Here is a 22717-nt window from a genome sequence, read left to right on the forward strand (position 1 = left end):
TGGCCCGGCCCATGGCGACGCGCTGGCGCTGGCCGCCGGAGAGCTGGCGGGGATAGCGGTCAAGGAGCTTGCCGAGGCCGAGGATCTCGGCGGCGCGGTCGACGCGGGACTTGATCTCTGCCTTGGGCGCCTTCTTGAGCTTGAGCGAGAAGGCCATGTTGTCGGCGACCGTCATGTGCGGATAGAGCGCATAATTCTGGAACACCATGGCGATGTCGCGCTCTTTGGGCGGCACGTCGTTGACCACCTTGGGGCCGATGCGCAGCTCGCCGCCGGAGACGCTCTCCAGGCCGGCGATCATGCGCAGCAGGGTGGACTTGCCGCAGCCCGACGGCCCGACGAGGATCACGAACTCCCCGTCCTGGATATCGATCGACACGCCGTGAATGACCGGTACCGTTCCGAAATTCTTGCGGATGTTGCGGATCTCAACTGAGGCCACGGGGCTTCCTCCAAAACTTTGTGCGTTCGCGGCACTCTCAGGGTGCCCTGCAGAACCTTGATGCGGCTACGCTAAGGTATGCGTTTTTACGGCTTGATCAAGTTAAGCACATATCATGTTGCACGACAAATCTTGACATGCAAGCCGGAGTGACGTTGCATCGCGAAGATTACGGTTCCTGAAGCTCAGCCACAATGAGTCGCTGTCGCCCCATCGCAGATCCGTCTGCCCTCACGCGCAGGAGCCGTTTTGCATCGTCAAGCTCCGGACGGCCCGCATGGCCCGGAGCCAAGGGAGAAGAGCGCTCATGATCAAGAACGTTGCGGTCGTCGGTTGTGGAATCGGCCGCACCCACATTGTTTCCTATGCGGCTCATCCGGACAAGTTCCGCGTGGTCGCCATCTGCGATCTCAACGACGAGCGCCTGGCGAGCATCGGCGACGAGTTCGGCATCGCGCGGCGGACCAAGGATTTCGGCGAAGTTCTCCGGATGGAGGATGTGGACATCGTCGATGTCTGCACGCCTCCGGCGGTCCATCTCGAACAGATCCTGGCGGCGCTCGCCGCAGGCAAGAACGTGGTCTGCGAGAAGCCGCTCGTCGGCTCCGTGGCGGACGTGGACAAGGTGATCGCAGCCGAGAAGCAGTCCAAGGGCCGTGTGCTGCCGATCTTCCAGTACCGCTATGGCAACGGCATCATGAAGGCCAAGCACATCATCGACCAGGGCATCGCCGGCAAGCCCTACCTCGCTTCCGTCGAGGTGTTCTGGAAGCGCACCGCGAAGTACTACGACAATCCCTGGCGCGGGCGTTGGGAAACCGAGCTCGGCGGCGTTCTCGTCACCCATGCGATTCACCTGCACGACCTTCTCACCTTCATCATGGGCCCGGTGAAATCCGTGTTCGCCCGCGCGGCGACGCGCGTGAACGACATCGAGGTGGAGGATTGCGTCGTCGGCAGCCTGGAGATGCAGAACGGCGCCCTCGCCTCCACGGCGGCGACGCTCGGCTCGCAGGATGAGATCAGCCGCCTGCGCTTCTGCTTCGAGAACGTGACCTTCGAGAGCAGCCAGAAGCCCTATGCGCCCGGCGACGATCCCTGGAAGATCATCCCCGCATCGCCCGAGGTTCAGGCGAAAATCGATCAGGCCTTCGAGGGATGGACCTTCGTTCCGACGCGCTTCGAGGGATTGTTCGCCCCTTATCACGAGGCGCTCGTCACGGGTGGCGCGCTTCCCATCACCCTGGCCGATGCGCGCCGCTCGCTGGAGCTGCTGACGGCGTTCTATCAATCCATCGAGACCGAGCGTCCGCAGAGCTTGCACGTCGGTCCCGACCATCCGCGCTATGCGAACTGGAGCCTTGCGAACAAAGGCGCCGACATCCTGCGCTACGCGGCCCGGGCTTGATCCCTGGTCGTATGTGAAAAGCCGGAGCGCTCGCGCGGCGCTCCGGCCTATTTATTGCTTCAGCCAGCGCAGCGGTCGATTGACCGGCGACAACTCAGCCCAGCCATTCCCTGCGGCTCGTGAACTCCTCCGGCACGAAGTTTCCGCCCTGATAGCTTCGGGCAAGCTCCGCCTTGAGCTCGATGCTTTCGACCTCCGCGGCATAGATCTCCGCATTGTCCAGCGGCTCGTAACCGAGGCGATAGGCGGCGGAATTGTCCCACCAGGAGCGGGTGTTGCGCGAGACGCCGTAGACGATCTCGTGGACGTAATCGGCGGTCAGGCCCACCTCGATCAGGCGGACGAAATCCTCATGAGACAGCCACGTGGACAAGGCGCGCCGGTTGTCCGGCTTCGGCAGGCACGATCCGATCCTCAGGCAAAGACTGCGGATGCCGTGCTTGTAGGCATAAAGCGCCGCCAGATCCTCACCGAAGGCCTTGGTCAGGCCGTAGCGTGAATCGGGACGGGGCGGGCTGTCGCCGGACAGCGTCCTGTCGTTCGGATACATGCCTGTGGCATGGTTGCTGCTCGCGAAAAGCACGCGGTCGACGCCGGCAAGCCGGGCGCCTTCATACAGGTTCACGGTACCCGCGATGTTGGTTCGCAACATCTCCGCCCAGTCCGTCTCATGGGGGATGCCGCCGAGATGGATGATCGCATCCACGCCTTCGCACAGCAGCCGAACGGCAGCCGCATCGGCAAGGTCGCAGGGCACGATCTGCTCGCCCTGCCCCGCTTCCTCCATGGGCACGATGTCGGACAGCCGCAGCAACTCGCAGCGTCCGGCCAGCGATTGGCGCAGGATCGTTCCTAGGCGGCCGGCGGCTCCGGTGATCAGGATTCGTTTCGAGGTCATGGCAGGTCCGCGGTGCTGATGATCGACGTCTAATTTATCGGATATATGATGAATTTTCAGGCATGGACGAGTGTCCGATCCGCCGTCGCGAGGTGGGGCGGCGGCGGAACCGGCAGTCAGGCGTCCGCCCACCGGGCGATTCGCGCGCCCGTCACGGGCGACGATGCGATGAACAGGCTCCCGGATTGCGGGGCGGAGGCCAGGACGCCCGGATCGTCCGGCTTGAGGGACGTGACCACGAGCGTCCTCAGATCGTCGCCGCAGAAGCACGGCATGGTGGGAGCGGGCACGGGAACCGGGTGGGTTTCCACGATCTCTCCCGTGGGCGAGAAACGGTTCAGCCGTCCAGCGGACACGCCGCAGCTCCAGTAAAACCCTTCCGCATCGCAGGCACCGCCATCGGGCCGCCCTCTGGTTTCGTCAAGCGTGGCGATGCGCGCCCGGTTCGCGAGACGTCCCGAGGAAGGCTCGAAGTCGTAGCGGTCGATCCAGGGGCCGCGGGAATCCGAATGGAACATGGTGCGGCCGTCGGCCGACCACGCGAGACCGTTCGACACGAGGCAGACATGCTCGAGCACGCGGGTCACTCGGCCGCGCCCGTCGACGCGATAGAGCGAGCCGCGCGGTTCCTTCTGCGGCCGGTCGTCCATGGACCCGACCCAGAACGCGCCGTCGGGCCCGACCTTTCCGTCGTTCAGCCGGTGCCAAGAGGGCTCGCCGGGGAGTTCCGCGAGGATGTCGAGGCTCTCAGCATTCGGATCGAAGACCGCGATGCTGCGCTCGAGCGCCACCACCAGGCGGCCGCTGGCGCCGAGCCCGATGGAGCCGACGACCTTCGGCATCGTCCAGGTGCGATGCTCCGTGCCGTCGAGCCGGATGGAATGGATGGCCGGAGCCTTGATGTCGACGAAGAACAGGACCTTGCGGCGATCGTCCCAGACCGGGCTCTCGCCGATGCCGCAACGCACATCCTTGAGCAGGCGGAATGCGAGCATCAGCGGGCCCCCTGCCCGGCTGGCGCCGCTTCCGCCAGAGCCTGCGCCTCGAGGGTCAGCTCCATGGCCTTGAAGCAGTGCTCCTGGCCCATGGCCGTCTCGGTCCGATCGCGCACGTCGTTGAGAAGATTCCGCCCATAGGGCAGGTCTTCACCGGAGCAGTCGAGATGGCGCGTGCCGGTCCTGTCCACGAGGAAGAGGTGATCCTTGCCCTCGCGCCCGGCGATGTCGATGTATTTGCGCATCTCGATATAGCCGTCCGTCCCGACGACCATGACGCGCCCGTCGCCCCAGATCGGCAGGCCGTCCGGGGTGAACCAGTCCACGCGGATATAGCCGGTGGCGTCATTCGACCGGAGCGTCATCTCGCCGAAATCCTGCAGGCCCGGTGTCCGAGGATTGTTGCGGTTGGCTACCATCGCGTAGGTGACTTCCGCGTCCTTCGCGCCCGTATAGAACAGGAACTGCTCGCATTGATGGGACGCGATGTCAGTCAGGATGCCGCCATAGGCCTCCCTCTCGAAGAACCAGGACGGGCGGCTTGGCGCATTGAGCCGGTGCGGGCCGAGGCCAAGGGTGTTCACCACCTTGCCGATCGCCCCATCGCGGATCAGTTCGCCGGCCTTGTCGGTGACGCGGCTGTTGAAGTGCTCCGAGTAGAAGATCGAATAGATGCGCCCCGTCTCCTGCTGGACCCGGCGCACTTCGGCCAGTTCCTCGAGCGTGACCATGCCGGGCTTGTCGACCATGTAGTCCTTGCCGCGACGCATGACCTCGATGCCGATCCGCGCGCGATCCTTCGGGATCGCGGCGCTCAGCACGAGGGCGATGCCGTCGTCCTCCAGGATGCGGCGGGCGTCGTGAACGCGCTCCGCCTGCGGATAGCGCTCCGCGAAGGACGCCGCGAGGTCGTCCTCTCGTGCGAAGAAGGACACGAACGTGGCCCCAGCGCCGAGAAGGGCATCAACCTGGCCGAAAATGTGGTTGTGGTTGATGCCGATCACGGAAAAGCGAATACCGGATGATGACATTCGCTCGATCCTAACCCTTGAGACCCGTGGTCGCGATGCCTTCGATCAGCAGACGCTGGAAGATCCCGAAGAACAGCAGGACCGGGATCAGGGCGACCACCGACATGGCGAACAGGGCGCTCCAGTCGGACTTGCCCGTCGAATCCACGAAGGTGCGCAGGCCGAGCTGGACCGTGTACTGGCTCGCGTCGTTCAGGTAGATCAGCGGGCCGAAGAAGTCGTCCCAGGTCCAGATGAAGGTGAAGATCGCCGCCGTGGCCAGGGCCGGCACCGACAGGGGCAGCATGACGCTCCAGAAGATGCGCCAGGGGCCGGCTCCATCGATGATCGCCGCTTCGTCGAGCTCGCGCGGGATGCCGCGGAAGAACTGGTAGAGCAGGAAGATGAAGAAGGCGTCCGCGGCTAGGAACTTCGGCACCACCAGCGGCAGGAAGGTGTTCACCCAGTCGAGGTTCAGGAACAGCACGTATTGCGGGATCAGGGTCACGTGGTATGGCAGCATCAGCGTGCCGAGCATGAGGGCGAACCAGAAATTCTTCAGCGGGAACTTCAGGCGCGCGAAGGCATAGGCCGCCAGCGAGCAGGAGATCACGTTGCCGATCACGCTCAGCACCGCGATCACCAGCGAGTTCCAGAAGAAGGTTCCGAAGCTCACCGTCAGGCCGCTCCAACCGCGGATATACGCGTCGATGGTGAAGCTGTCCGGCCACAGCGAGGCGTTGCCGAAGATCTCGTCGTCGGGCTTGAAGCTGCTCGCGAGCATCCAGAGCAGCGGATAGAGCATGACCAGAGACACGGCGCACAGGATCACATGGTACAGAAGCGAGCGGGCGCCGCCGACATTCTGCGTCGTTGCTGCAGCATCAGTCATTGTAATGGACCCAGTAGCGAGAGGTGAGGAACGAGAAGGCGGTGAAGCTGGCGATGATGATCAGCAGGATCCATGCCAGAGCTGACGCGTATCCCATGCGGAAATAGGCGAAGCCTTCCTGATACAGGTACAGGGTGTAGAAAAGGGTCGAGTCGATCGGACCGCCGGTGCCTTCGCTGATGATGAAGGCCGGCGTGAAGGCCTTGAAGGCGTCGATGGTCTGCACGATGCCGTTGAAGAACACCACCGGCGTGAGCAGCGGCAGGGTGATCTTGAAGAATTGCTGCACCTTGTTCGCGCCGTCGATGTTCGCGGCCTCGTACACGTCCGGCGGGATCTGGCGCAGGCCGGCGAGGAAGATGATCATCGGCGAGCCGAACTGCCAGACGCTGAGCAGGACCAGGGTATAGAGCGAGTAGTTCGGATCGGAGATCCAACTCGGCCCCTCGATGCCGAAGAGGCCCAGAGCCACGTTGGCGAGGCCGTCCTTGGCGAAGAGCTGGCGCCAGAGCACCGCGATGGCGACGCTCGCGCCGAGCAGCGAGGGCAGATAGAAAAGAGCGCGGTACAGGGGCAGGCCGGCGATGCCGCGGTTGAGCACCATCGCGAGGCCGAGCGCGAAGGCGAGCTTCAGCGGCACCGCCATGACGACGTAGGTGAAGGTCACCTGCATGGAGTGCCAGAACTTCACGTCATTGGTGACGATGCGCTGGTAATTGGCCAATCCGATGAACTGCGGATCCTGCAGCAGGTCGAAATTGGTGAAGGACAGATAAAGGGATGCGAGCGTCGGGCCGAGGGTCAGCCCGAGAAAGCCGATGAGCCAGGGCGCGAGAAACGAATAGGAGACGAGCGTCCGGGACAAGCTTCCGCGGCGCCTGCTGCGCTTCTCCGGCTCGCTGATCGTCAAAGGGATTTGAGCAGTTGTTGTCATACGGAATGGCTCACAGCAATGTCATGATAGACGGGCAGGCCGACCCGGTTCGGCTGGGTCGGCCTGGTGAGTCAGAAGGCGGTCGCGTCAGGCGCGGCTCAGAATGGCCTGGGCTTCGCTGACATACTGCTTACCGCCGTCGGCCGGAGACAGGCGCGCAAAGCCGACCTGCTCGGCAATGCGGCGCTGCATCGTCTGGATCTCACCGGCACCCTTCGGCGGAGCGGGCGGAATCGGCCCGACCTTGGGCGTGACGTGAGCGATGAAGCCCACCACGAGCTTGCCCATATCGTCGAGATCCGCCGAGACCGCATCGCGGACCTTGGGTGAGGCGGGCACACCGCGCTCCACGCCGAGGACCTTCGCGCCGTCCACGTCCTCCACGGTGAAGTTGGCGAACTTCACCGCCTGTTCAGCCACTTTGGAGCGGGCATAGATGCTCCACATCATCGATGGCTTGAGATAATGGCCGGGGTTCGGGCCCGCGCCCTGTGGATACATGGTGATGCCGAGCGGGTTCTTGTTGAGAACTTGATAGCCGACATACTGGTTCGAGTGGTTGAACGCACAGGCCGCGCGGCCCTGGGTCAGCAGGTTCGTCTCGATGTTGTTCTTGTCGAGCGCTTGCAGGTCGGCCGGCGGGCAGGCCTTCGTCTCGCGCGCCTTGGCCCACATGGCGAACCAGTCGGTCGCATCCTGCTCGGTCAGGCCGAGCTTGCCGTCTTCCGTGTAGAGCGCCTTGCCGCGCTGGCGCAGCCAGTTCTCAAAGGCGGTCTCTTCGGAGCTTCCATCCGATGTTCCGAAATATTCACCGTTATGCGCCTTCGTGACGGCGGCAGCGAGTTCGAAGAACTTGTCCCAGGTCACGTCGATCGGCTCGGGCACGCCGGCCTTCTGGAAAGCGGCTTTGTTGTAGATCAGGGCATTCGAGTTATTGCCGATATTGATGCCGTAGAGCTTGCCGTCGACCTTGCAGCTGTCGAGGGAGGCCTTGTCGAAATCGCCGATGGTGAGCGACTTGCCCATGAACTCGTCGAGCGGCATCAGGGCGCCGCGACGCGCATATTCCGCGACGTACCGGTAATCCATCTGGATCAGATCGGGAGCGTTGCGGCCAGCCGCCTGGGTGGCGAGCCGGGGCCAGTAATCGCCCCAAGCCAGGGTCTCGCCGTCGATCTTCACGCCCGGGTTCCGCTCCTGATAGAGCGCGACCGCTTTCAACGTGCGGTCGGCGCGCTCCTTGGAGCCCCACCAGTACAGGCGAATGCGCGCGTCCTGCGCGAAGGCCGGAAGGTTGCCCAGGGCGCTGAGGCCGGCGGACCCGAGGGCCGCCTTCAGCAGAGTCCTACGATTAAGGTCATGTTTCATGTGGCGTATCTCCCTCTTGGGCGCCGCCTAGGCGGCCACCCGGACCTATTGGCTCTCACTGGGCGACTGTTCTTGTCTTTGGCCTGCGTCGCGCCGAGGTTTTGGCTCCTGGCTCCTCCGCTACGCTGGCGGTTTTCCTCATGTCGCCCTCCGACATGAAGCTAAAATTTAGAACGGTTGTATGTCAACCAGTTGTATGATGTAATTTGGCGATCTAAGCTTTCTTTCCGAAGCTTCCCTAGGAATAATCAGACTGAGAAGAGACCTCCCCTCTGGTTTGCCGACGGCTGAAGCTCTTATTTGTCTGACAAATTAATCGCTCAATGAACCTCAAGAGCGAAGCAGCAGGAGAACCCAAGAGAATGGACCGCGCCAACAGGAAACGCATTGCCCTCATCGGCACAGGCCATCGCGGCACGAGCATGTGGGGCATCAACGTCGTCAAGGGTTACGGCGACTTCGTCGAGATCGTGGCCCTGTGCGACATCAACAGGCTTCGCGCCGAGCGCGCCCGGGGCTTCCTGGGGATCGATGCTCCCATCTACGCCGACGCCCAGGAGATGATCGCGACCGTCAAGCCGGATACGGTGATCATCTGCACACGGGATTCAAATCACGACGAGATGATCGTGCGGGCGCTCGAAGCCGGCGTGAACGTGATTACCGAGAAGCCGATGACGACGACGGCCGAGAAGGTGCGCCGCATCCTCGATGCCGAGAAGCGCACGGGCAAGCGTGTCGACGTAACCTTCAATTACCGCTACGCCCCGACCGTTCGGAAGATCAAGGAGCTCCTGAACTCGGGCGTGATCGGCGACGTCACCTCCATCGATTTCCACTGGTTCCTCGACAACAAGCACGGGGCCGACTATTTCCGGCGCTGGCACGCCGTCGAGGAGAATTCCGGCAGCCTGTTCGTGCACAAGAGCACGCACCATTTCGACCTGATGAACTGGTACCTGGACGACGACCCGGAGGACGTGTTCGCCCTCGCGAGCCTGCGCAAATACGGCAAGGCCGGTCCCTTCCGGGGCGAGCGCTGCAAGACCTGCCCGCATGCCAGCTATTGCGACTACTACATGGACATCAGCCAGGATCCCTGGCTCGAAGCCCTCTATGAGGATCCCTCGCGCGAGGACGGCTATGTGCGCGACGCCTGCGTGTTCCGCGAGGAGATCAACATCCCCGACACCATGTCGGCCATGATCCGCTACAAGAAGGGCGTGCAGGTCACCTATTCGGTGAACACCTACATGCCGATCGAGGGCCACTTCATCGCCTTCGACGGCACCAAGGGACGCATTCAGATGCGCCAGTTCGAGCGCCAGCCCTGGGAGACGCCGGAGCACGACGAGATCCTGCTGGTGCGGAATTTCGGCGGCGCGGAGACCATCAAGGTCCCGCATGAGCCGGGCGGGCATTTCGGCGGCGACCCGAAGCTGCAGGACATGCTCTTCAAGCCCGATACGCCGGATCCGCTGAACCAGCGCGCCGGCTCGCGCGCCGGCGCCATGTCGGTCCTGTGCGGCGTCGCGGCGCTCCAGAGCGCGAAGACCGGCCAGAGGGTCAGCGTCTCGAAGCTGCTCGATCCGGCGCAGGCCATCGCGGCCTGATCTCGACGGAGGTGGCGCAAGCCACCTCCTCACCGGCTCCTTGGAGCAGCCGAATTGATGGAACGAAAGCATTGGCCATGGTCGCGAGCGAGAACTTCTCGGCGGACGTGATTCGCGCCCAGATCGAGGCGATCCTCCGAGCCTGGGGCATGGATGAGGACAAGCTGCGCCTGACGGCCGAGGTGATGGTCGAGACGGACCTGCGGGGCATCGACTCGCACGGCATCTCGATGCTCACGCAATATGCCCAGATGCAGACAGCCGGGCAGTTGCGGCTTCAGGCCGAACCCAGGATCGTCCGGCAGAGCGCGAGCACGGCCCTGATCGACGGCGGAGCAGGGCTCGGCCATCCCGCCGCCCTGATGGGCATGAACCTCGCCATCGAGAAGGCGCTGGCGCATGATGTCGGTACCGTCTCGGTGTTCAATTCCCACCATTTCGGCGCCGCCGGCTATTACGCCACGATGGCGGCGGAACGCGGGCTGATCGGAATTGTCTCCTCCACGACCCGCGTCATCTCCGTCGTGCCGACGAACGGTGTCGAGCGCGTGCTCGGTACGAACCCGATCGCGGTCGCGGTCCCGGCGGGGTCTCATCCGGATATCTGCCTCGACATTTCCACCAGCGTCGTGGCGGCCAACAAGGTGAAGGTCTATGCCCTCCAGGACAAGGAGCTTCCGAGCGGATGGGTGATCGACGGGCAAGGCGAGCCGGTTACCGATTCCAATAGGGCATTTCGCCAGATCTTCGATGGGCACGAGGGCGGCCTCACGCCCATCGGCGGCGACGGCAGCGACATGGGAGGCCATAAGGGATACGGGCTTGGACTGATCGCCCAGATCCTGTCGGGCACCCTCTCCGGCGCATCCTTCTCGCCGGTCAGGAACCGGACGCAGAAATCGTCCGATCCCGACAATATCGGCCATTTCTTCATGGCCCTGAACCCGGCCGCCTTCAGGCCGTTCGATGAATTCCAGGCGGACGTGGAGGTGATCGTCGATACCCTCCATGCCACGAAGCCCGTCCGTGAGGACGAACCGGTTTTGATACCGGGCGAACCGGAATGGACAGCCCGTGAGGAGCGGCTCGCCAAGGGTATCCCGGTCCCCGAGACATTGCAGGTGAAGATCCGGGAAATCGCGGAAGCGGCCGGCGCGCCCTATCTGCTGCAAGCCGCCATGGCCGCGTGACGGTTTGCGGCTCCCGCCCGTAGGCGGGAGCCAATGTTCAAAGACACGATGTCAAAGATCGAACGGGCGTCTTCTCAGACGACCGTGCGGTGACGCTCGATGCAGGTGGCGAGCACCTCCTCCATCGGCCGTTTCCACCAATTGTTTTCCGAGAAGATCTCGACTTCCGAATAGCCCGCGAAACCGACCGCCTCGACCTCCTGACGGATGCCACGCAGGTCGATGACGCCGTCGCCCATCATGCCGCGGTCGAGCAGCAAATCCGTGGTGGGCACAAGCCAGTCGCAGACGTGATAGGCGAGCAGCCGATCCTGGCCCGTGCGCCGGATCTGCTCCTTCAGCTCCGGATCCCACCAGACGTGATACACGTCGACCGCGAGGCCGAGCATGCCCGTCCGCTCCGGATCGACCCGGTCACAGATGTCGAGCGCCTGGCGCATGGTGTTCACGCAGGCGCGATCCGCCGCATACATCGGGTGCAGCGGCTCGATGGCGAGCGGGAGTCCGGCCTGACGGGAATAGTCGAGCAGGGTCGCGATGCCATCGTCGACCATGGCGCGGGCGGCCTCGATGTCCTTCGATACGGGAGAGCCCGGCCGCGAATATTGCGGCAGGCCGCCGACGACGAGCACGAGACAGGGCGCCCCGAGCGCGACGGCCTCGTCCACCGCGCGGCGGTTGTCGTCGGTGGCTTCCTGCAGGCGTGCCGCATCGGCCGGGAACATGCCGCCGCGGCAATAGCCGGAGAGTTCGAGCCCCGCGTCCTTCACGGCCGCCACGGCCCGGTTGAGGCCGACATGCGCCACCTGGTCGCGCCAGGGCGAGATCGCCTTGATGTCGGCTCTCGCGCAGGCCTCCGTGATGGCCACGAGATCGCCCTGCTTTCTCACCGTCGCGGTGTTGATCGACAGGGCGCGGTGATCGCCGGAAAAGTCACGCATGCGTCACGCCTCCACGCCACGCGTGGCGAGGACTGCGCGCATGCGCTCCACCGCGAGGTCCGGATCCCGCAGCAGGCCGGCCTTGTCCGCCAGGCGGAAGAGCTCGGCCAGATGCAGGGTCGAGCGCGCGCTCTCCTGTCCACCCACCATGGTGAAGTGGTCCTGATGGCCGTTGAGATAGGCCATGAACACCACGCCGGTCTTGTAGAACCGCGTCGGCGCCCGGAAGATGTGCCGGGAGAGCGGAACGGTCGGCGCGAGCGTCTCGTGGAACGCGTCGAGATTACCGGCCGCCAGGCTCACGAGAGCGGACGAAGCCGCTGGCGCGATAGCGTCGAAGATGCCGAGCAGCGCGTGCGAATAGCCCTGATCGTCGCCGGCAATCAGCTCGGCATAGTTGAAGTCGTCGCCCGTATACATCCGCACGCGCTCGTCGAGGCGGCGGCGCATGGCAATTTCCTTGTCCTTGTCGAGGAGCGAGATCTTGACTCCGTCAACCTTGGACGCGTTGTCGTTGATGATCGACACGGCCGTGTCCATGGCGGCATCGAGATCGCCCGTGCCCCAATAGCCCGCCAGCGCCGGATCGAACATGTCGCCGAGCCAGTGAATGATCACGGGCTCCTTCGCCTGGCCGAGGATCCGGTTGTAGACCTTGACGTAGTCGTCCGGCGACTTGGCGACGCGCGCGAGAGCCCGCGAGGCCATCAGAATGATGCGCCCGCCCACCGCCTCGATGGCGGCGAACTGCTCCTCGTAGGCGCGGATCACGTCGTCGATGCTGCGCGCCGCCTCGGGCGCGAGGTGGTCCGTGCCGGCGCCGGAGAACACCAGGGCATCGCCCCGCGCCTTGGCGGCGCCAACCGAACGGCGGATCAGTTCGAGAGAGGTCGGCCAGTCGAGGCCCATACCGCGTTGCGCGGTATCCATCGCCTCGGCGACGCCGAGACCGAGATCCCACAGGCGCTCGCGATAGGCGATGGTCTTGTCCCAGTCGATGGTGGCCTGCAGCCACGGATCCGCATCGGCGAGCGGATCGGCGACCACGTGGGCGGCCGAGAACGCGATGCGGTTCATCGGTCCGCTCGCCTTCTCGGGGAAGGATTTCGGCGCGGAGAGCTGATAAGACTCAAGGCTGCGATCCGTCTGCGGCAGGCGGATCGACAGGGCGCTGATGGACTCAGGCCGGTTCATGCTGCTTCTCCTTCGCGGCGCCCACGTTCAGCGGCGGCACGTCGACCCAGCGGCGCTCGCGCCAGCTCTCGAGCGCGCATTCCACGAGCTGGACGCCCTTGGCGCCTTCCACCAGCGTGTACTTGTAGGGCGCATCCTCGACCACGTGGCGGACGAACATCTCCCACTGGGTCTTGAAGCCGTTGTCGTAGACCACGTTGTCGGGCACCGGCTGCCAGGTGTCGTAGAAGTCGATGGTCTGCTTCTGGTCCGGGTTCCAGACCGGGCGCGGCGTGGCCTGGCGCGGCTGGATCACGCAATCGGTGAGGCCGGCGACGGCCGAGCCGTGCGTTCCGTCCACGTGGAACGTGACGAGATCGTCACGATAGACGCGGGTGCACCAGGACATGTTGATATGGGCGATCACGCCGCCGTCGAGCATGAACGTGGCGTAAGCCGAGTCGTCCGCGGTGGCCTGATAGGTCTTGCCCTTCTCGTCCACGCGCTCCGGAATATGCGTCGAGCCGATGCAGGAGACCGAGCGCACCTCGCCGAAGAGGTTGTCGAGCACGTAGCGCCAGTGGCAGACCATGTCGAGGATCATGCCGCCGCCGTCCTCGGAACGGTAGTTCCAGGACGGGCGCTGCGCCGGCTGGCCCCAATCGCCTTCGAACACCCAATAGCCGAACTCGCCGCGCACGGAGAGCATGCGGCCGAAGAAGCCGGAATCGCGCAGCATCTTCAGCTTCTGAAGACCCGGCAGGAACAGCTTGTCCTGCACGGTGCCGTTCTTCACGCCCTTCTCGCGGGCGAGGCGGACGATCTTCAGGGCCTCCGGCAGGTTCGTGGAAATCGGCTTCTCGCAATAGATGTGCTTGCCGGCATTGATCGCCTGCTCCAGCAGGGTCGGCCGCATCTGGGTCGTCGCCGCGTCGAAGAAGATTTCGTCGTTCGTATCCGCGATGGCTGCATCGAGATCAGTCGTCCAGCGGTCGATGCCGTAGGTCTTGGCCAACTCTTGGATCTTGTCCGCGTTGCGTCCGACCAGGATGGGATCGAGCTGCACCTTCGATCCGTCCGAGAGCGTCACGCCGCCCTGGGCGCGGATGGCCGCGACGGAACGGATGAGGTGCTGGTTCATGCCCATGCGGCCGGTGATGCCGTGCATCACGATGCCTAATCTGCGCTGTGCCATAATGAATGTCCCCTATCAAAGATGGTTTTAGGCGAGCGGAATGAGACTGCTCCAGTCGGGTTCGGCGCCGCTGGCAAAGCCGGGAGCAGACAGGAGCGAAGCGGTCGGAAGCGAGCCGCGCTCGAAAGCGAGGCCGATCCGGTCGCCGCGCTTCCGGTAGAGATCGGGATGCGCGGCCAGAAAGCGCGCCGCCTCCGCAGCCTGTGCGGGGCCGAAGCCCTCGACGTAATGGTGCCCGTTGCGCTCGGCGTGGGTCAGGCCGAGCGTTGCGACGAGCGCGGTGTCCTGCTGGATGCCGAGCCCCGCCTGGCAGGTGAGATCCTCGGCGGAGACGAAGAACCGGGCTGGCTGCGCCTCGTTCAGAACCGACACGCGCACGGCGTTCAGCACGGACTTGTAGAACCCCTTGCAGGCTTTCGAGGACACGCCGCGATAGCCGAGCGCGACTGCGCGCGGGAAGGAATCGTAATCGCCATCCGCCTCGTCGATGATGAACGGGATCTCGCCGGCGAGATCATCCAGCGGCGCGGCGAAGGTGCCGGCCCGGTCGAAGGGCTGCTCGATATAGAGAAGGTGATCGCGGAACGCCCGCAGCGCGCCGCCGCTCAGGGCCTGGAGCAGAACCCGTAGGCGCGGCGGATCGTACTGCTCGTTTGCATCGAGAGTGGCGCGGTAATCGGGGACGTGCCGCGACAGGAGATCGTGGATGGCCGCCAGACGCGCGATGTCCGCCTCGACATCGCCGCCGATCTTGATCTTGAAGAGCTTCAGGTTGGCGAGCCGAATCTCGTCCTCGAGCCCGCCGGCGCCGTCGAGGGAATCGAGCAGGCCGACCGTGTGCCGCAACTGCACGTCGCCGACCGGCCGGACGTCCGCCAGGAAGGACCGGATGCGCTCTTCCGCAAGATCCGGCGTCTGCCGTGCGTCGATGCCGAAGACGTTGCGGCGCAGGCCTTCGGCGAAGTCGAGCCTCAGCACGTTGAGGAGCGCATCGGCGACGGCCTTGTCGATGAGCGCGGGCCCGTAGGAGGCGACGAGGCCCGGCAGCCCGTGATCGGCGGCCCACATCTTCTGGGCCGAGAAGCCGCGCGCATGATGGCCGAAGGCCGTGTCCCAATCCTGAGATTGGGCGTAGTTCCCGGCGGCCTCATCAAGGCTCGCCTTCAGATCGGCGATCGTATCCTGCGGAGACTTGGCCGGGTTCTTGTCGAACCATTTCGGCATCATCATCTCGGCCGTAACGCCCGTGGCGGTCCCGGCGCCCTCCACCTCGACCACGGCCCGCACGAAGGCCTGAGGCGCCTCGTCGACGGTCACGAGGCCGAACCGGAACGGCCGCGCGAAGCGCATGGGACGCTCGAAGGTCTGGATCTCAACAATGCGAAGCCGGGTGCCTGACATGGTCTTCAGTCCAAGTGGCCGCGGGCATAGAAGTGACCGCGGATCCTTTGCGTGAGCTCGATGAAGGTCGGATGCCCCATGACATCCAGGTTGCGCGGGCGCGGCAGCGTCACGTCATAGATGGCGGCGATCGCGCCTGGTCGCTCGGACATCACGACCACGCGGTCGGCCAGGAACACCGCCTCGGGGATCGAGTGGGTGATGAGCAGGATCGTCTTGCCGGTCTCGTGGTGGATGCGCTGCAGTTCGAGGTTCATGCGCTCGCGCGTCATGGCGTCGAGAGCGCCGAAGGGTTCGTCCATGAGCACGATCTTCGGATCATGCACCAGGGCCCGGCAGATGGCGGCGCGCTGCTGCATGCCGCCGGAGAGCTGCCAGGGATACTTGTTCTGGAAATCCTCGAGCCCCGCCATGGACAGGAGCTTGCGGGCGCGGGTGAGATGGCTCTCCCGATCGAGCCTGCGCACCTCCACGGGCATCATCACGTTGCGCAGCACCGAGCGCCAGGGCAGCAGCACCGGGCTCTGGAACACGATGCCGACGTCGTCCGGCGGCTCGCGCACGGCGACGCCGCCGATCTGCACCTCGCCTTCGGTCGGCGGGATGAGGCCGGCCACGAGCTTCAGGAGCGTGGACTTGCCGCAGCCCGAGGGCCCGACCACGGCGACGAACTCGCCGTCGGTGATGTCGAGGTTGATCGGCCGCAGGGACGGAACATCGCCGCCCCGGGTGCGATAGGTTTTCGCGAGGTTGCGGATCTCGATCATGTTGCGAGGCGCGGACGCCTCGCTCTTCGGCTCATGGCTCGGTATGACACGAAGATGTGCCATGGCGTGCGCGGTCCTGCTCACTGCGTGGCCTTGGGCAGGAAGTCGCGGGTGTAGAACGCCTTGGGGTTCTCCTTCGCCGACGGGTCGAGACCGCCGTACTCGATGAGCAGGTTCACCGTCTCGGCCATGTTGGCGTCGGTGACGTTGAACGGGCGCTGGTTCTTCGTCTCTTCCGTGCGGTAGAGCGGGATCGTCAGCTCGAAACCTTCCTGCAGCGTGTCGGGCTTGCCCGCCTTCGGCAGGGCTTTCAGCACCGCCTGCGTGGCCTCGGCCGGGGCCTTCTCGGCGCCCTCGATGGCCTTGGTGGTCGCGCTCATGAAGCGGCGCACGAGATCGGCCTTGTCCTTCAACGTATCCTTGTGGGCGATGATGCCAGAGGACACGAGGTTGACGCCGTAATCCGCGAACATGACCGGCGTGACGTCCTTGCCCGTCGCGTCCTTGATCTTCATGCTCTGGTCCATCACGTAGCCGAGCAGCACGTCGGCCTGACCGTTGATGACCGCGTTGAGCTTCGTCTGCGCGTCGCCGGAGACGATGCGCATCTCGCTTTCCTTGAGGCCCGCCTTCTTCAGGAAGAGCGGCCAGATCTGCGACATGGAATCGCCCGGTGTCGTCGCCACCGTCTTGCCGCGCAGGTCCTCGGCCTTGCGGATGTTCTTCTCGGAGAAGCCCATTGCCGACATCGGGTTCTTCTGCAGCAGGACGCCCGGAGACGTGACGGGCGCGCCCTTGACCGCTGCGCGGATCATGGTCGGAACGTCCGCATAGGCGAAGTCCACGGTCTTGGCGGCCACCGCCTGCACGGTGACGGCCGATCCGCGCCCTTCCTGAATTTCGAGATCGATGCCTTCGGCGGCGTAAAGCCCCTTCTCCTTGCCGTAGAAGAACGGCGCGTGCTCGCCATAGACATACCAGTTGAGCATCAGCACGACCTTGTCCGCGGCCTGCGCCGGCAGCGACACGAACGGCATGAGAGCGGTGGCGGCAAAAAGGGTGGCTTTCAGGAACGTACGCTTCTTCATGGACTTCCTCCGCTTGTGTTGTGGGCCCCGCCGTTATGGTCAGGCGGTTGCTGCAAAATCATGCCGCTGGCTGGCGTGCCACGGCACGGTGAGACGTTCGATGAGATCGATGATCCAGAAGAGGATGACGCTGATCAGCGCCAGGATGACGAGAGCCGCGAACATGGTCGGCAGCTCGAAATTACCGATGGAGCGCTGGAGCACGAAGCCGATGCCGGAATTGGCGCCGACGAATTCACCGACGACGGCGCCGACAACGGCGAGCGTGACGGAAACCTTCAGTCCCGCGAAGATCGCCGGCAGCGCGTACGGCAGGTTGACCATGGTGAAGGCTTGCAGGCGCGAAGCCTTCATGGAGCGCACGAGATCGCGCATCTCGGGATCAAGCGATTTGAAGCCCTGCACGCCGGCGACGACCACGGGAAAGAACCCGAGAAGAAACGCGGAAATCACCTTCGGGGCCATGCCGAATCCGAACCACACCACGAAGAGCGGCGCCACCGCGACCTTCGGAATCGACTGCGAGAAGACGAGCAGCGGATAGACGTAGGATTCGACCGTCCGCGAGCCCGCGATAAGCATGGCGATCGGGATGCCGAACAGGGCCGAGAGGATGAACCCGCCGAGCGTGGCCGTTGTCGTGGGAATGGCCTCTCGGAGCAGCATGCCGCCCTCGTTCCAGAAGGCCACGGCCACGTCCTTTGGGGGCGGGATCAGATAGGCCGGGATCGCGAAGATCCGGACCGTGAGGTCCCAGAGCACGACCGTGAGAATGAGAAGCCCGAAAGGCTTGATCCAGGCGGAATTCAGCAGATTTTGACTGGCGCGCGCGAGCTTCGACGTCATGCAGCGTCTTCCTCAAGGGCGTTTCCAAAGGGCATTTGCAGGCGGCTTCAGCCGCTCTATGTAACTATCTGGTTAATTAGATGCCCGGTTGTCGGACATGTCAAGCGCTCTTTGGAATTTTCAGGCGCGCACGCCCGCCAGGACGAAATCGACCACGTGGTCGATGCGCTCTTTCATGGCCGGCGGGGACAGAAGCTCGCGGCCGAAGGCCACGGACAGGGTGTAGACGTTCGACAGGTAGAAGTAGCAGAGCCCGGCAATGGAGACGTAAAGCTGCACCGGATCGATGCCGGGGCGAATGGTCTTGGCCTTTTCGCCCCGCTTGAGGATGACCCCGATGGTCTCGATGACCGGGGAGTTCATGGTGTGCACCCGGGTGGATTGCTTCAGGTGCTTGGCGTGATGCTGGTTCTCCGCGTTGAGCAGCATCATGAACTCGGGATACTGAACGAAATAGTTCCACGTGAAACGCACGAGCTCCTCGAGCGCCTGCAAGGGCGACAGCTCCTCCAGATGCAGCTCGCGCTCAGCGGCGCGGATATGGTCGTAGGCCGCTTCGAGGGTCGCGAGAAACAGCGCCTCCTTGCTCCCGTAATAATAGTAGAGCATGCGCTTGTTCGTGCGGGCCGCTTCCGCGATCTGGTCCACCCGCGCCCCGCCATAGCCATGACCGGCGAACTCGGCCGTCGCCGCATCGAGGATCCGCCGCTTCGTCGCCTCGGCGTCTCGAACGGCTTGCTTGCTGACGGCGGGGACGTTCATGAAGCTCCAGTTGTCTGCGGGCCGGCGGTGGCTGGCCCAATGTTGTTAGCGCAATCGGCATCAAAACGAAACGGCCGTGGGGAATAAGGCTTTTCGACCCAGGATTGCGGTGCATGGCGTGATCTTTCCCTGAGCCCTCATCCTGAGGAGGAGCTTCAGCTCCGTCTCGAAGGATCAGGGCGCCTCCAGTGCGTGCTGGATGATCCTTCGAGACGCCTGCTCCGCAGGCTCCTCAGGATGAGGTGAGAGTTTGATCATTCGACCTCTTCTCTATGCCTTGCTGCCCATCGGCAGGGCCGGCGGAAGATCGCCTTCCAGGGCGACGACCTTGCCGGGGTTGAGGATGTTCTGCGGATCGAGGGCCTGCTTCAGGGTCTTCATCAGGTCGAGCGCCACCGGGTCCTTGTAGCGGATCAGCTCGTCGCGCTTGATGAGGCCGATTCCGTGCTCGGCGGAGATCGATCCGTTCATGGCGTGGACGATGTCGTGGACGATGCGGTTGAAGCGTTCCCATTGGGCCAGGAAAAGCGCCTTCTCCATGTCGACGGGCTGCGTCAGGTTGAAATGGATGTTGCCGTCTCCGAAATGGCCGAAGGCGCAGACGCGGATTCCGGGCAGGGCCTCCTCGCAGGCCCGGCTCGCCGCGACGATGAAATCCGCCACGTCCGACACCGGCACGGAAACGTCGTGCTTGATCGAACCACCTTCGAGCCCCTGCACGTCGGAGAGGCTTTCGCGCAGGTGCCAGAGGGCCGCGTTCTGGGCCTCGCTCACGGCGATGGTCGCGTCCTCGATGGTGCCTTTCTCGAAGGCGGCCCCGAGAGCCTTCTCCAGAAGCGCGGGCAGGTCGAGATCGGGATCGGGCGACGCGACTTCGATCAGCGCATAGGCGGCATGATCGCCGCTCAGGGGGTGGACGGCGCCGGGTGCATGCCTGAGCACGATATCCAGGGCGAAGCGCGGCATGAACTCGAAGGCCGTGAGCTCGTCGCCCAGGGTCTGGCGCAGGCCCTCGAAGAGATCGAGGGCGGCATGGGGCGAGGCGCAGCCGACGAAGGCGACCACGCGGGTCTTCGGTTTCGGAAAGAGCTTCAGCACCGCCGCCGTGACGATGCCGAGAGTGCCTTCCGAACCGATGAACAGGTTCTTCAGGTCGTAGCCGGTGTTGTCCTTGCGCAGGCTCTTCAAGCCGTTCCAGATCCGCCCGTCGGCGAGGACGACTTCGAGCCCGAGCACGAGTTCGCGGGTATTGCCGTAGCGCAGCACGTTCACGCCGCCGGCATTGGTCGCAATGTTGCCGCCGATCCGGCAGGATCCTTCGGACGCCAGCGAGAGCGGGAAGATGCAATCGACCTTTTCCGCCGCCTCCTGAATGATCTTCAGGATGCACCCGGCCTCGACGGTCATGGTGGCGTTGAAGGGATTGACCTCGCGGATGCGGTCGAGACGAGCGAGCGACAGGACGATGCCCGTATGCGGCACCCCTCCCCCGACGAGCCCCGTATTGCCACCCTGCGGCACCACGGCGACCTTCGCCTTGGCGCATTCCCGCACCACGAAGGCGACCTCCTCGGTGCTGCCGGGGCGGACCACCGCCAGGGCCTTGCCGCGATAGAGCTTCCGCTCCTCGACGAGATAGCTCTCCATCCCGGCGGGATCGGCGATGACGTGCTTGGCTCCCAGGCGCGCGGAGAGCGCGCCCAGGAGATCGGTTTGGATTTCAGGCATAGAGTTCACAGACGCCTTGCATGCTGCCGGCGCGAGGCCGGTCGACCGATGATGCCGGCCAGATTACGCAGCCGCGGCCTGCTGTCGAGCGGTCATTTCCGCCGCGAGGAGCGCCTTGGCGGCCTCCCGGATGTCGCCATGAACCGCCGGGTCGGCCTCGGTGAGGAGCGGCAGGATCGGGCCCATATCGGCCACGCCCGACAGGGACACGGCGGTGTGGAGGACCCGGATCGCATTGTGGCGCTCGCGCAGGGCTTCGAGGGGCATGAAGGCCTCCAGCTGGCGCCGCGCCTCGGCCTCGTCGCCGCGCTTCAGCGCGTGGAGGAAGGCCATGGACAGATGCGGCGCGATGCAGACGCAGCCCGCCGTGAAGCCGGCAAGGTTGAAATGCGTGAGATGCGGCAGCGCCGGCGGCTCGCCGAAGCCGCTGACAATGCGCTCCGCGCCGACTGCGTCGATCAGCTCCTGCAGGTAGGAATCCTGCGTCAGGTCGGCGCGCGGGACGGCGTACTTGATGCCGAAGACGGCGCCCTGTTCCACGAGCTTCGCCATCGCCTTCGCGGGCACGTATTGATCGGTCTTGATGTAGACGATCAGCGGAACGCCGGAACGATCCACGAAATCCCGCAGCCCGCGCACGACGCCCTCGGGGGTCTGCGGGGCGATCATCGGCAGCGCCATCGCGACGGGATAGCGGCGCGACTTCAGGATCGCCGCCTCGTCGACGAGCTTGCCCCAATCGGGCCCGACCGACGGGATCAGCCACGTGCTCTCGGCCACCGATTCCTCGAGGCTGTCGAGCCATTCGGCGAATTTGGACACCGGCCAGTTATGGACATTGGCGTTGCCGCCATAGAGCAGGGTCGACACGCCGCCGGCTTCGAGATGGCGGATCAGCTTCGCGTTGGCCTCCCGGTTGATCTCGAAATCGCCCGTCAGGGCGAATGGCGGAACCGCCAGAACGGAACGGGCGAGGTGAGAGGTGTCGATGGTCGTCAGCATGGATATTGTCTCGCTGGTTTCAGGACGGTTCTGCACGGGCGAGGCATGGCCCGGCCGCATTCTTCAAGGGTAGGTTCTCACTGGCCGATCTGGATGCCGACGGTCTTGACGACCTCGGACCATTTCTGCCGCTCGCTCCGGATGTAGTCGGCGAACTGTTTCGGCGTCATCGCCGCCGTGACCGAGGCCATTTCGGCCGCCTTCTTCTGGATCTCGGGCTTCTCGAGAATAGTCTTCACATCGGCCGCGATGGTATCGACGATGGCCTGCGGGGTGCCGGCCGGTGCCCACAGCCCGTTCCAGGAAGTGGCATCGAACCCGGTCAGCGTTTCGGCGACGGTCGGGATCTCGGGCGCCTGCTGGCTGCGCTCGGGGCTGGTGACGGCGAGCGCCCGCACGGTTCCGCCCTGCGCCTGCGGCCAGGCGATGGTCATGTTGTCGAAGGCGAGATCGATATGGCCACCGATGAGGCCGTTGACGATGTCCTGGGATGAGCGGAACGGCACATGGGTCATCTTGGCGCCGGTCTTGAGCTGGAACAGCTCGGCCGCCAGATGCTGCGAGGTTCCCGCCCCGGACGAGCCGTAATTCAGCTTGCCGGGGTTCTGCTTTGCGTAGTCGACGAATTCCGCAAAGGTCTTCACCGGGATCTTGGGGTTCACCACCAGGAGATTGGGGAGCTTGGCGAGGCCGGTGATCGGAATGAAGTCCTTTTCGGCATCGTGGGGAAGGTTCTTGTAGAGGAACGGGTTGATCGCGTGCGTGCTCACCGTGCCGACGAGGAGCGTGTGGCCGTCCGGCGCGGCCTTGGCGACCGCCGTCGTGCCGATATTGCCGCCGGCGCCGGGGCGGTTCTCGATGATGAAGGGCTTGCCGTATTTCGCATGAAGCTGCTCGGCCACGAGGCGGGCGAACAGGTCGGTCGTGCCGCCCGGACCGAAAGGCACGACGATCGTGACCTGCTTCTGGGGCCAGTCGGTGCCCTGCGCCTGTGCGGAGCCGAACCCGGCCCCCGAGCCGAGGAGCGAAAGGCCGATCGCGGCGAGCCATGACTTCATGCGTTC

At 64.5% G+C, this 22717-nt stretch carries 21 protein-coding genes; 3 read left to right on the forward strand and 18 right to left on the reverse strand.

Annotated elements, in window-relative coordinates; all coding sequences use genetic code 11:
- Positions 1 to 442, reverse strand: a 442-nt coding sequence (locus tag OC446_RS16110) for an ABC transporter ATP-binding protein (protein WP_315986516.1), incomplete at its 3' end; no start/stop codon positions are given.
- A 307-nt stretch (positions 443 to 749) separates the two neighbouring features.
- Here OC446_RS16110 and OC446_RS16115 point away from each other — a divergent pair.
- Complete coding sequence (locus OC446_RS16115) at positions 750 to 1850, forward strand: Gfo/Idh/MocA family protein (RefSeq protein WP_410055083.1); 1101 nt, start codon at positions 750 to 752, stop codon at positions 1848 to 1850.
- A 94-nt stretch (positions 1851 to 1944) separates the two neighbouring features.
- On the opposite strand, the gene OC446_RS16120 is transcribed toward OC446_RS16115, so the two are convergent.
- The 6 genes from OC446_RS16120 to OC446_RS16145 form a co-directional block, all read right to left on the reverse strand.
- The gene (locus tag OC446_RS16120) at positions 1945 to 2748 is read right to left on the reverse strand and encodes an NAD-dependent epimerase/dehydratase family protein (RefSeq protein WP_262030037.1); all 804 of its coding nucleotides are present in this window, start codon (positions 2746 to 2748) and stop codon (positions 1945 to 1947) included.
- A gap of 116 nt (positions 2749 to 2864) precedes the next feature.
- Positions 2865 to 3743: an SMP-30/gluconolactonase/LRE family protein gene (locus tag OC446_RS16125; RefSeq protein ID WP_262030038.1), complete on the reverse strand. Its 879-nt coding sequence runs from the start codon at positions 3741 to 3743 to the stop codon at positions 2865 to 2867.
- Positions 3743 to 4774, reverse strand: a complete 1032-nt coding sequence (locus tag OC446_RS16130) for a Gfo/Idh/MocA family protein (protein WP_262030039.1) — start codon at positions 4772 to 4774, stop codon at positions 3743 to 3745. The genes OC446_RS16125 and OC446_RS16130 overlap by 1 nt, the downstream gene beginning before the upstream one ends.
- 10 nt (positions 4775 to 4784) lie before the next feature.
- Positions 4785 to 5645: a carbohydrate ABC transporter permease gene (locus OC446_RS16135; RefSeq protein WP_410055084.1), complete on the reverse strand. Its 861-nt coding sequence runs from the start codon at positions 5643 to 5645 to the stop codon at positions 4785 to 4787.
- Positions 5638 to 6579, reverse strand: a complete 942-nt coding sequence (locus OC446_RS16140) for a carbohydrate ABC transporter permease (RefSeq protein WP_262030040.1) — start codon at positions 6577 to 6579, stop codon at positions 5638 to 5640. Before OC446_RS16140 ends, OC446_RS16135 begins: the two co-directional genes overlap by 8 nt.
- A gap of 87 nt (positions 6580 to 6666) precedes the next feature.
- Positions 6667 to 7947, reverse strand: a complete 1281-nt coding sequence (locus OC446_RS16145) for an ABC transporter substrate-binding protein (RefSeq protein WP_262030041.1) — start codon at positions 7945 to 7947, stop codon at positions 6667 to 6669.
- Between the two features lie 362 nt (positions 7948 to 8309).
- Here OC446_RS16145 and OC446_RS16150 point away from each other — a divergent pair, with 362 nt between their 5' ends.
- Both OC446_RS16150 and OC446_RS16155 read left to right on the forward strand, forming a co-directional pair.
- Complete coding sequence (locus OC446_RS16150; RefSeq protein WP_262030042.1) at positions 8310 to 9560, forward strand: Gfo/Idh/MocA family protein; 1251 nt, start codon at positions 8310 to 8312, stop codon at positions 9558 to 9560.
- A 77-nt stretch (positions 9561 to 9637) separates the two neighbouring features.
- Positions 9638 to 10750: an Ldh family oxidoreductase gene (locus OC446_RS16155; RefSeq protein ID WP_262030043.1), complete on the forward strand. Its 1113-nt coding sequence runs from the start codon at positions 9638 to 9640 to the stop codon at positions 10748 to 10750.
- A gap of 74 nt (positions 10751 to 10824) precedes the next feature.
- Here OC446_RS16155 and OC446_RS16160 read toward each other — a convergent pair whose 3' ends face one another.
- The 11 genes from OC446_RS16160 to OC446_RS16210 all read right to left on the reverse strand — a co-directional run bounded on the left by OC446_RS16160 (position 10825) and on the right by OC446_RS16210 (position 22711).
- Positions 10825 to 11691, reverse strand: coding sequence for a sugar phosphate isomerase/epimerase family protein (locus tag OC446_RS16160; protein ID WP_262030044.1), 867 nt, complete (start codon positions 11689 to 11691; stop codon positions 10825 to 10827).
- Between the two features lie 3 nt (positions 11692 to 11694).
- Complete coding sequence (locus OC446_RS16165; RefSeq protein WP_262030045.1) at positions 11695 to 12885, reverse strand: dihydrodipicolinate synthase family protein; 1191 nt, start codon at positions 12883 to 12885, stop codon at positions 11695 to 11697.
- On the reverse strand, positions 12872 to 14059 hold the full coding sequence (locus OC446_RS16170) for a Gfo/Idh/MocA family protein (RefSeq protein ID WP_262030046.1): 1188 nt from the start codon (positions 14057 to 14059) through the stop codon (positions 12872 to 12874). Before OC446_RS16170 ends, OC446_RS16165 begins: the two co-directional genes overlap by 14 nt.
- 27 nt (positions 14060 to 14086) lie before the next feature.
- Positions 14087 to 15460, reverse strand: a complete 1374-nt coding sequence (locus tag OC446_RS16175) for an enolase C-terminal domain-like protein (RefSeq protein WP_262030047.1) — start codon at positions 15458 to 15460, stop codon at positions 14087 to 14089.
- A gap of 5 nt (positions 15461 to 15465) precedes the next feature.
- Entirely contained in the window at positions 15466 to 16290 is an 825-nt protein-coding gene (locus OC446_RS16180) for an ABC transporter ATP-binding protein (RefSeq protein WP_262030048.1), read from the reverse strand.
- 17 nt (positions 16291 to 16307) lie between these two features.
- Positions 16308 to 17315, reverse strand: coding sequence for an ABC transporter substrate-binding protein (locus OC446_RS16185; RefSeq protein ID WP_262030049.1), 1008 nt, complete (start codon positions 17313 to 17315; stop codon positions 16308 to 16310).
- Between the two features lie 39 nt (positions 17316 to 17354).
- Positions 17355 to 18161 (reverse strand): ABC transporter permease, encoded by an 807-nt coding sequence (locus OC446_RS16190; RefSeq protein WP_262030050.1) that lies wholly within the window; start codon positions 18159 to 18161, stop codon positions 17355 to 17357.
- 120 nt (positions 18162 to 18281) lie between these two features.
- The gene (locus OC446_RS16195) at positions 18282 to 18923 is read right to left on the reverse strand and encodes a TetR family transcriptional regulator (protein ID WP_262030051.1); all 642 of its coding nucleotides are present in this window, start codon (positions 18921 to 18923) and stop codon (positions 18282 to 18284) included.
- Between the two features lie 270 nt (positions 18924 to 19193).
- Positions 19194 to 20651 (reverse strand): FAD-binding oxidoreductase, encoded by a 1458-nt coding sequence (locus tag OC446_RS16200; RefSeq protein ID WP_262030052.1) that lies wholly within the window; start codon positions 20649 to 20651, stop codon positions 19194 to 19196.
- Positions 20652 to 20714: 63 nt separating this feature from the next.
- Complete coding sequence (locus OC446_RS16205) at positions 20715 to 21653, reverse strand: dihydrodipicolinate synthase family protein (RefSeq protein ID WP_262030053.1); 939 nt, start codon at positions 21651 to 21653, stop codon at positions 20715 to 20717.
- Positions 21654 to 21730: 77 nt separating this feature from the next.
- Positions 21731 to 22711: a Bug family tripartite tricarboxylate transporter substrate binding protein gene (locus tag OC446_RS16210; RefSeq protein WP_262030054.1), complete on the reverse strand. Its 981-nt coding sequence runs from the start codon at positions 22709 to 22711 to the stop codon at positions 21731 to 21733.
- Positions 22712 to 22717 lie beyond the last annotated feature (6 nt).

The sequence above is a fragment of the Microvirga sp. Mcv34 genome, assembly GCF_024519725.1.
In the GTDB taxonomy this organism is placed as follows: domain Bacteria; phylum Pseudomonadota; class Alphaproteobacteria; order Rhizobiales; family Beijerinckiaceae; genus Microvirga.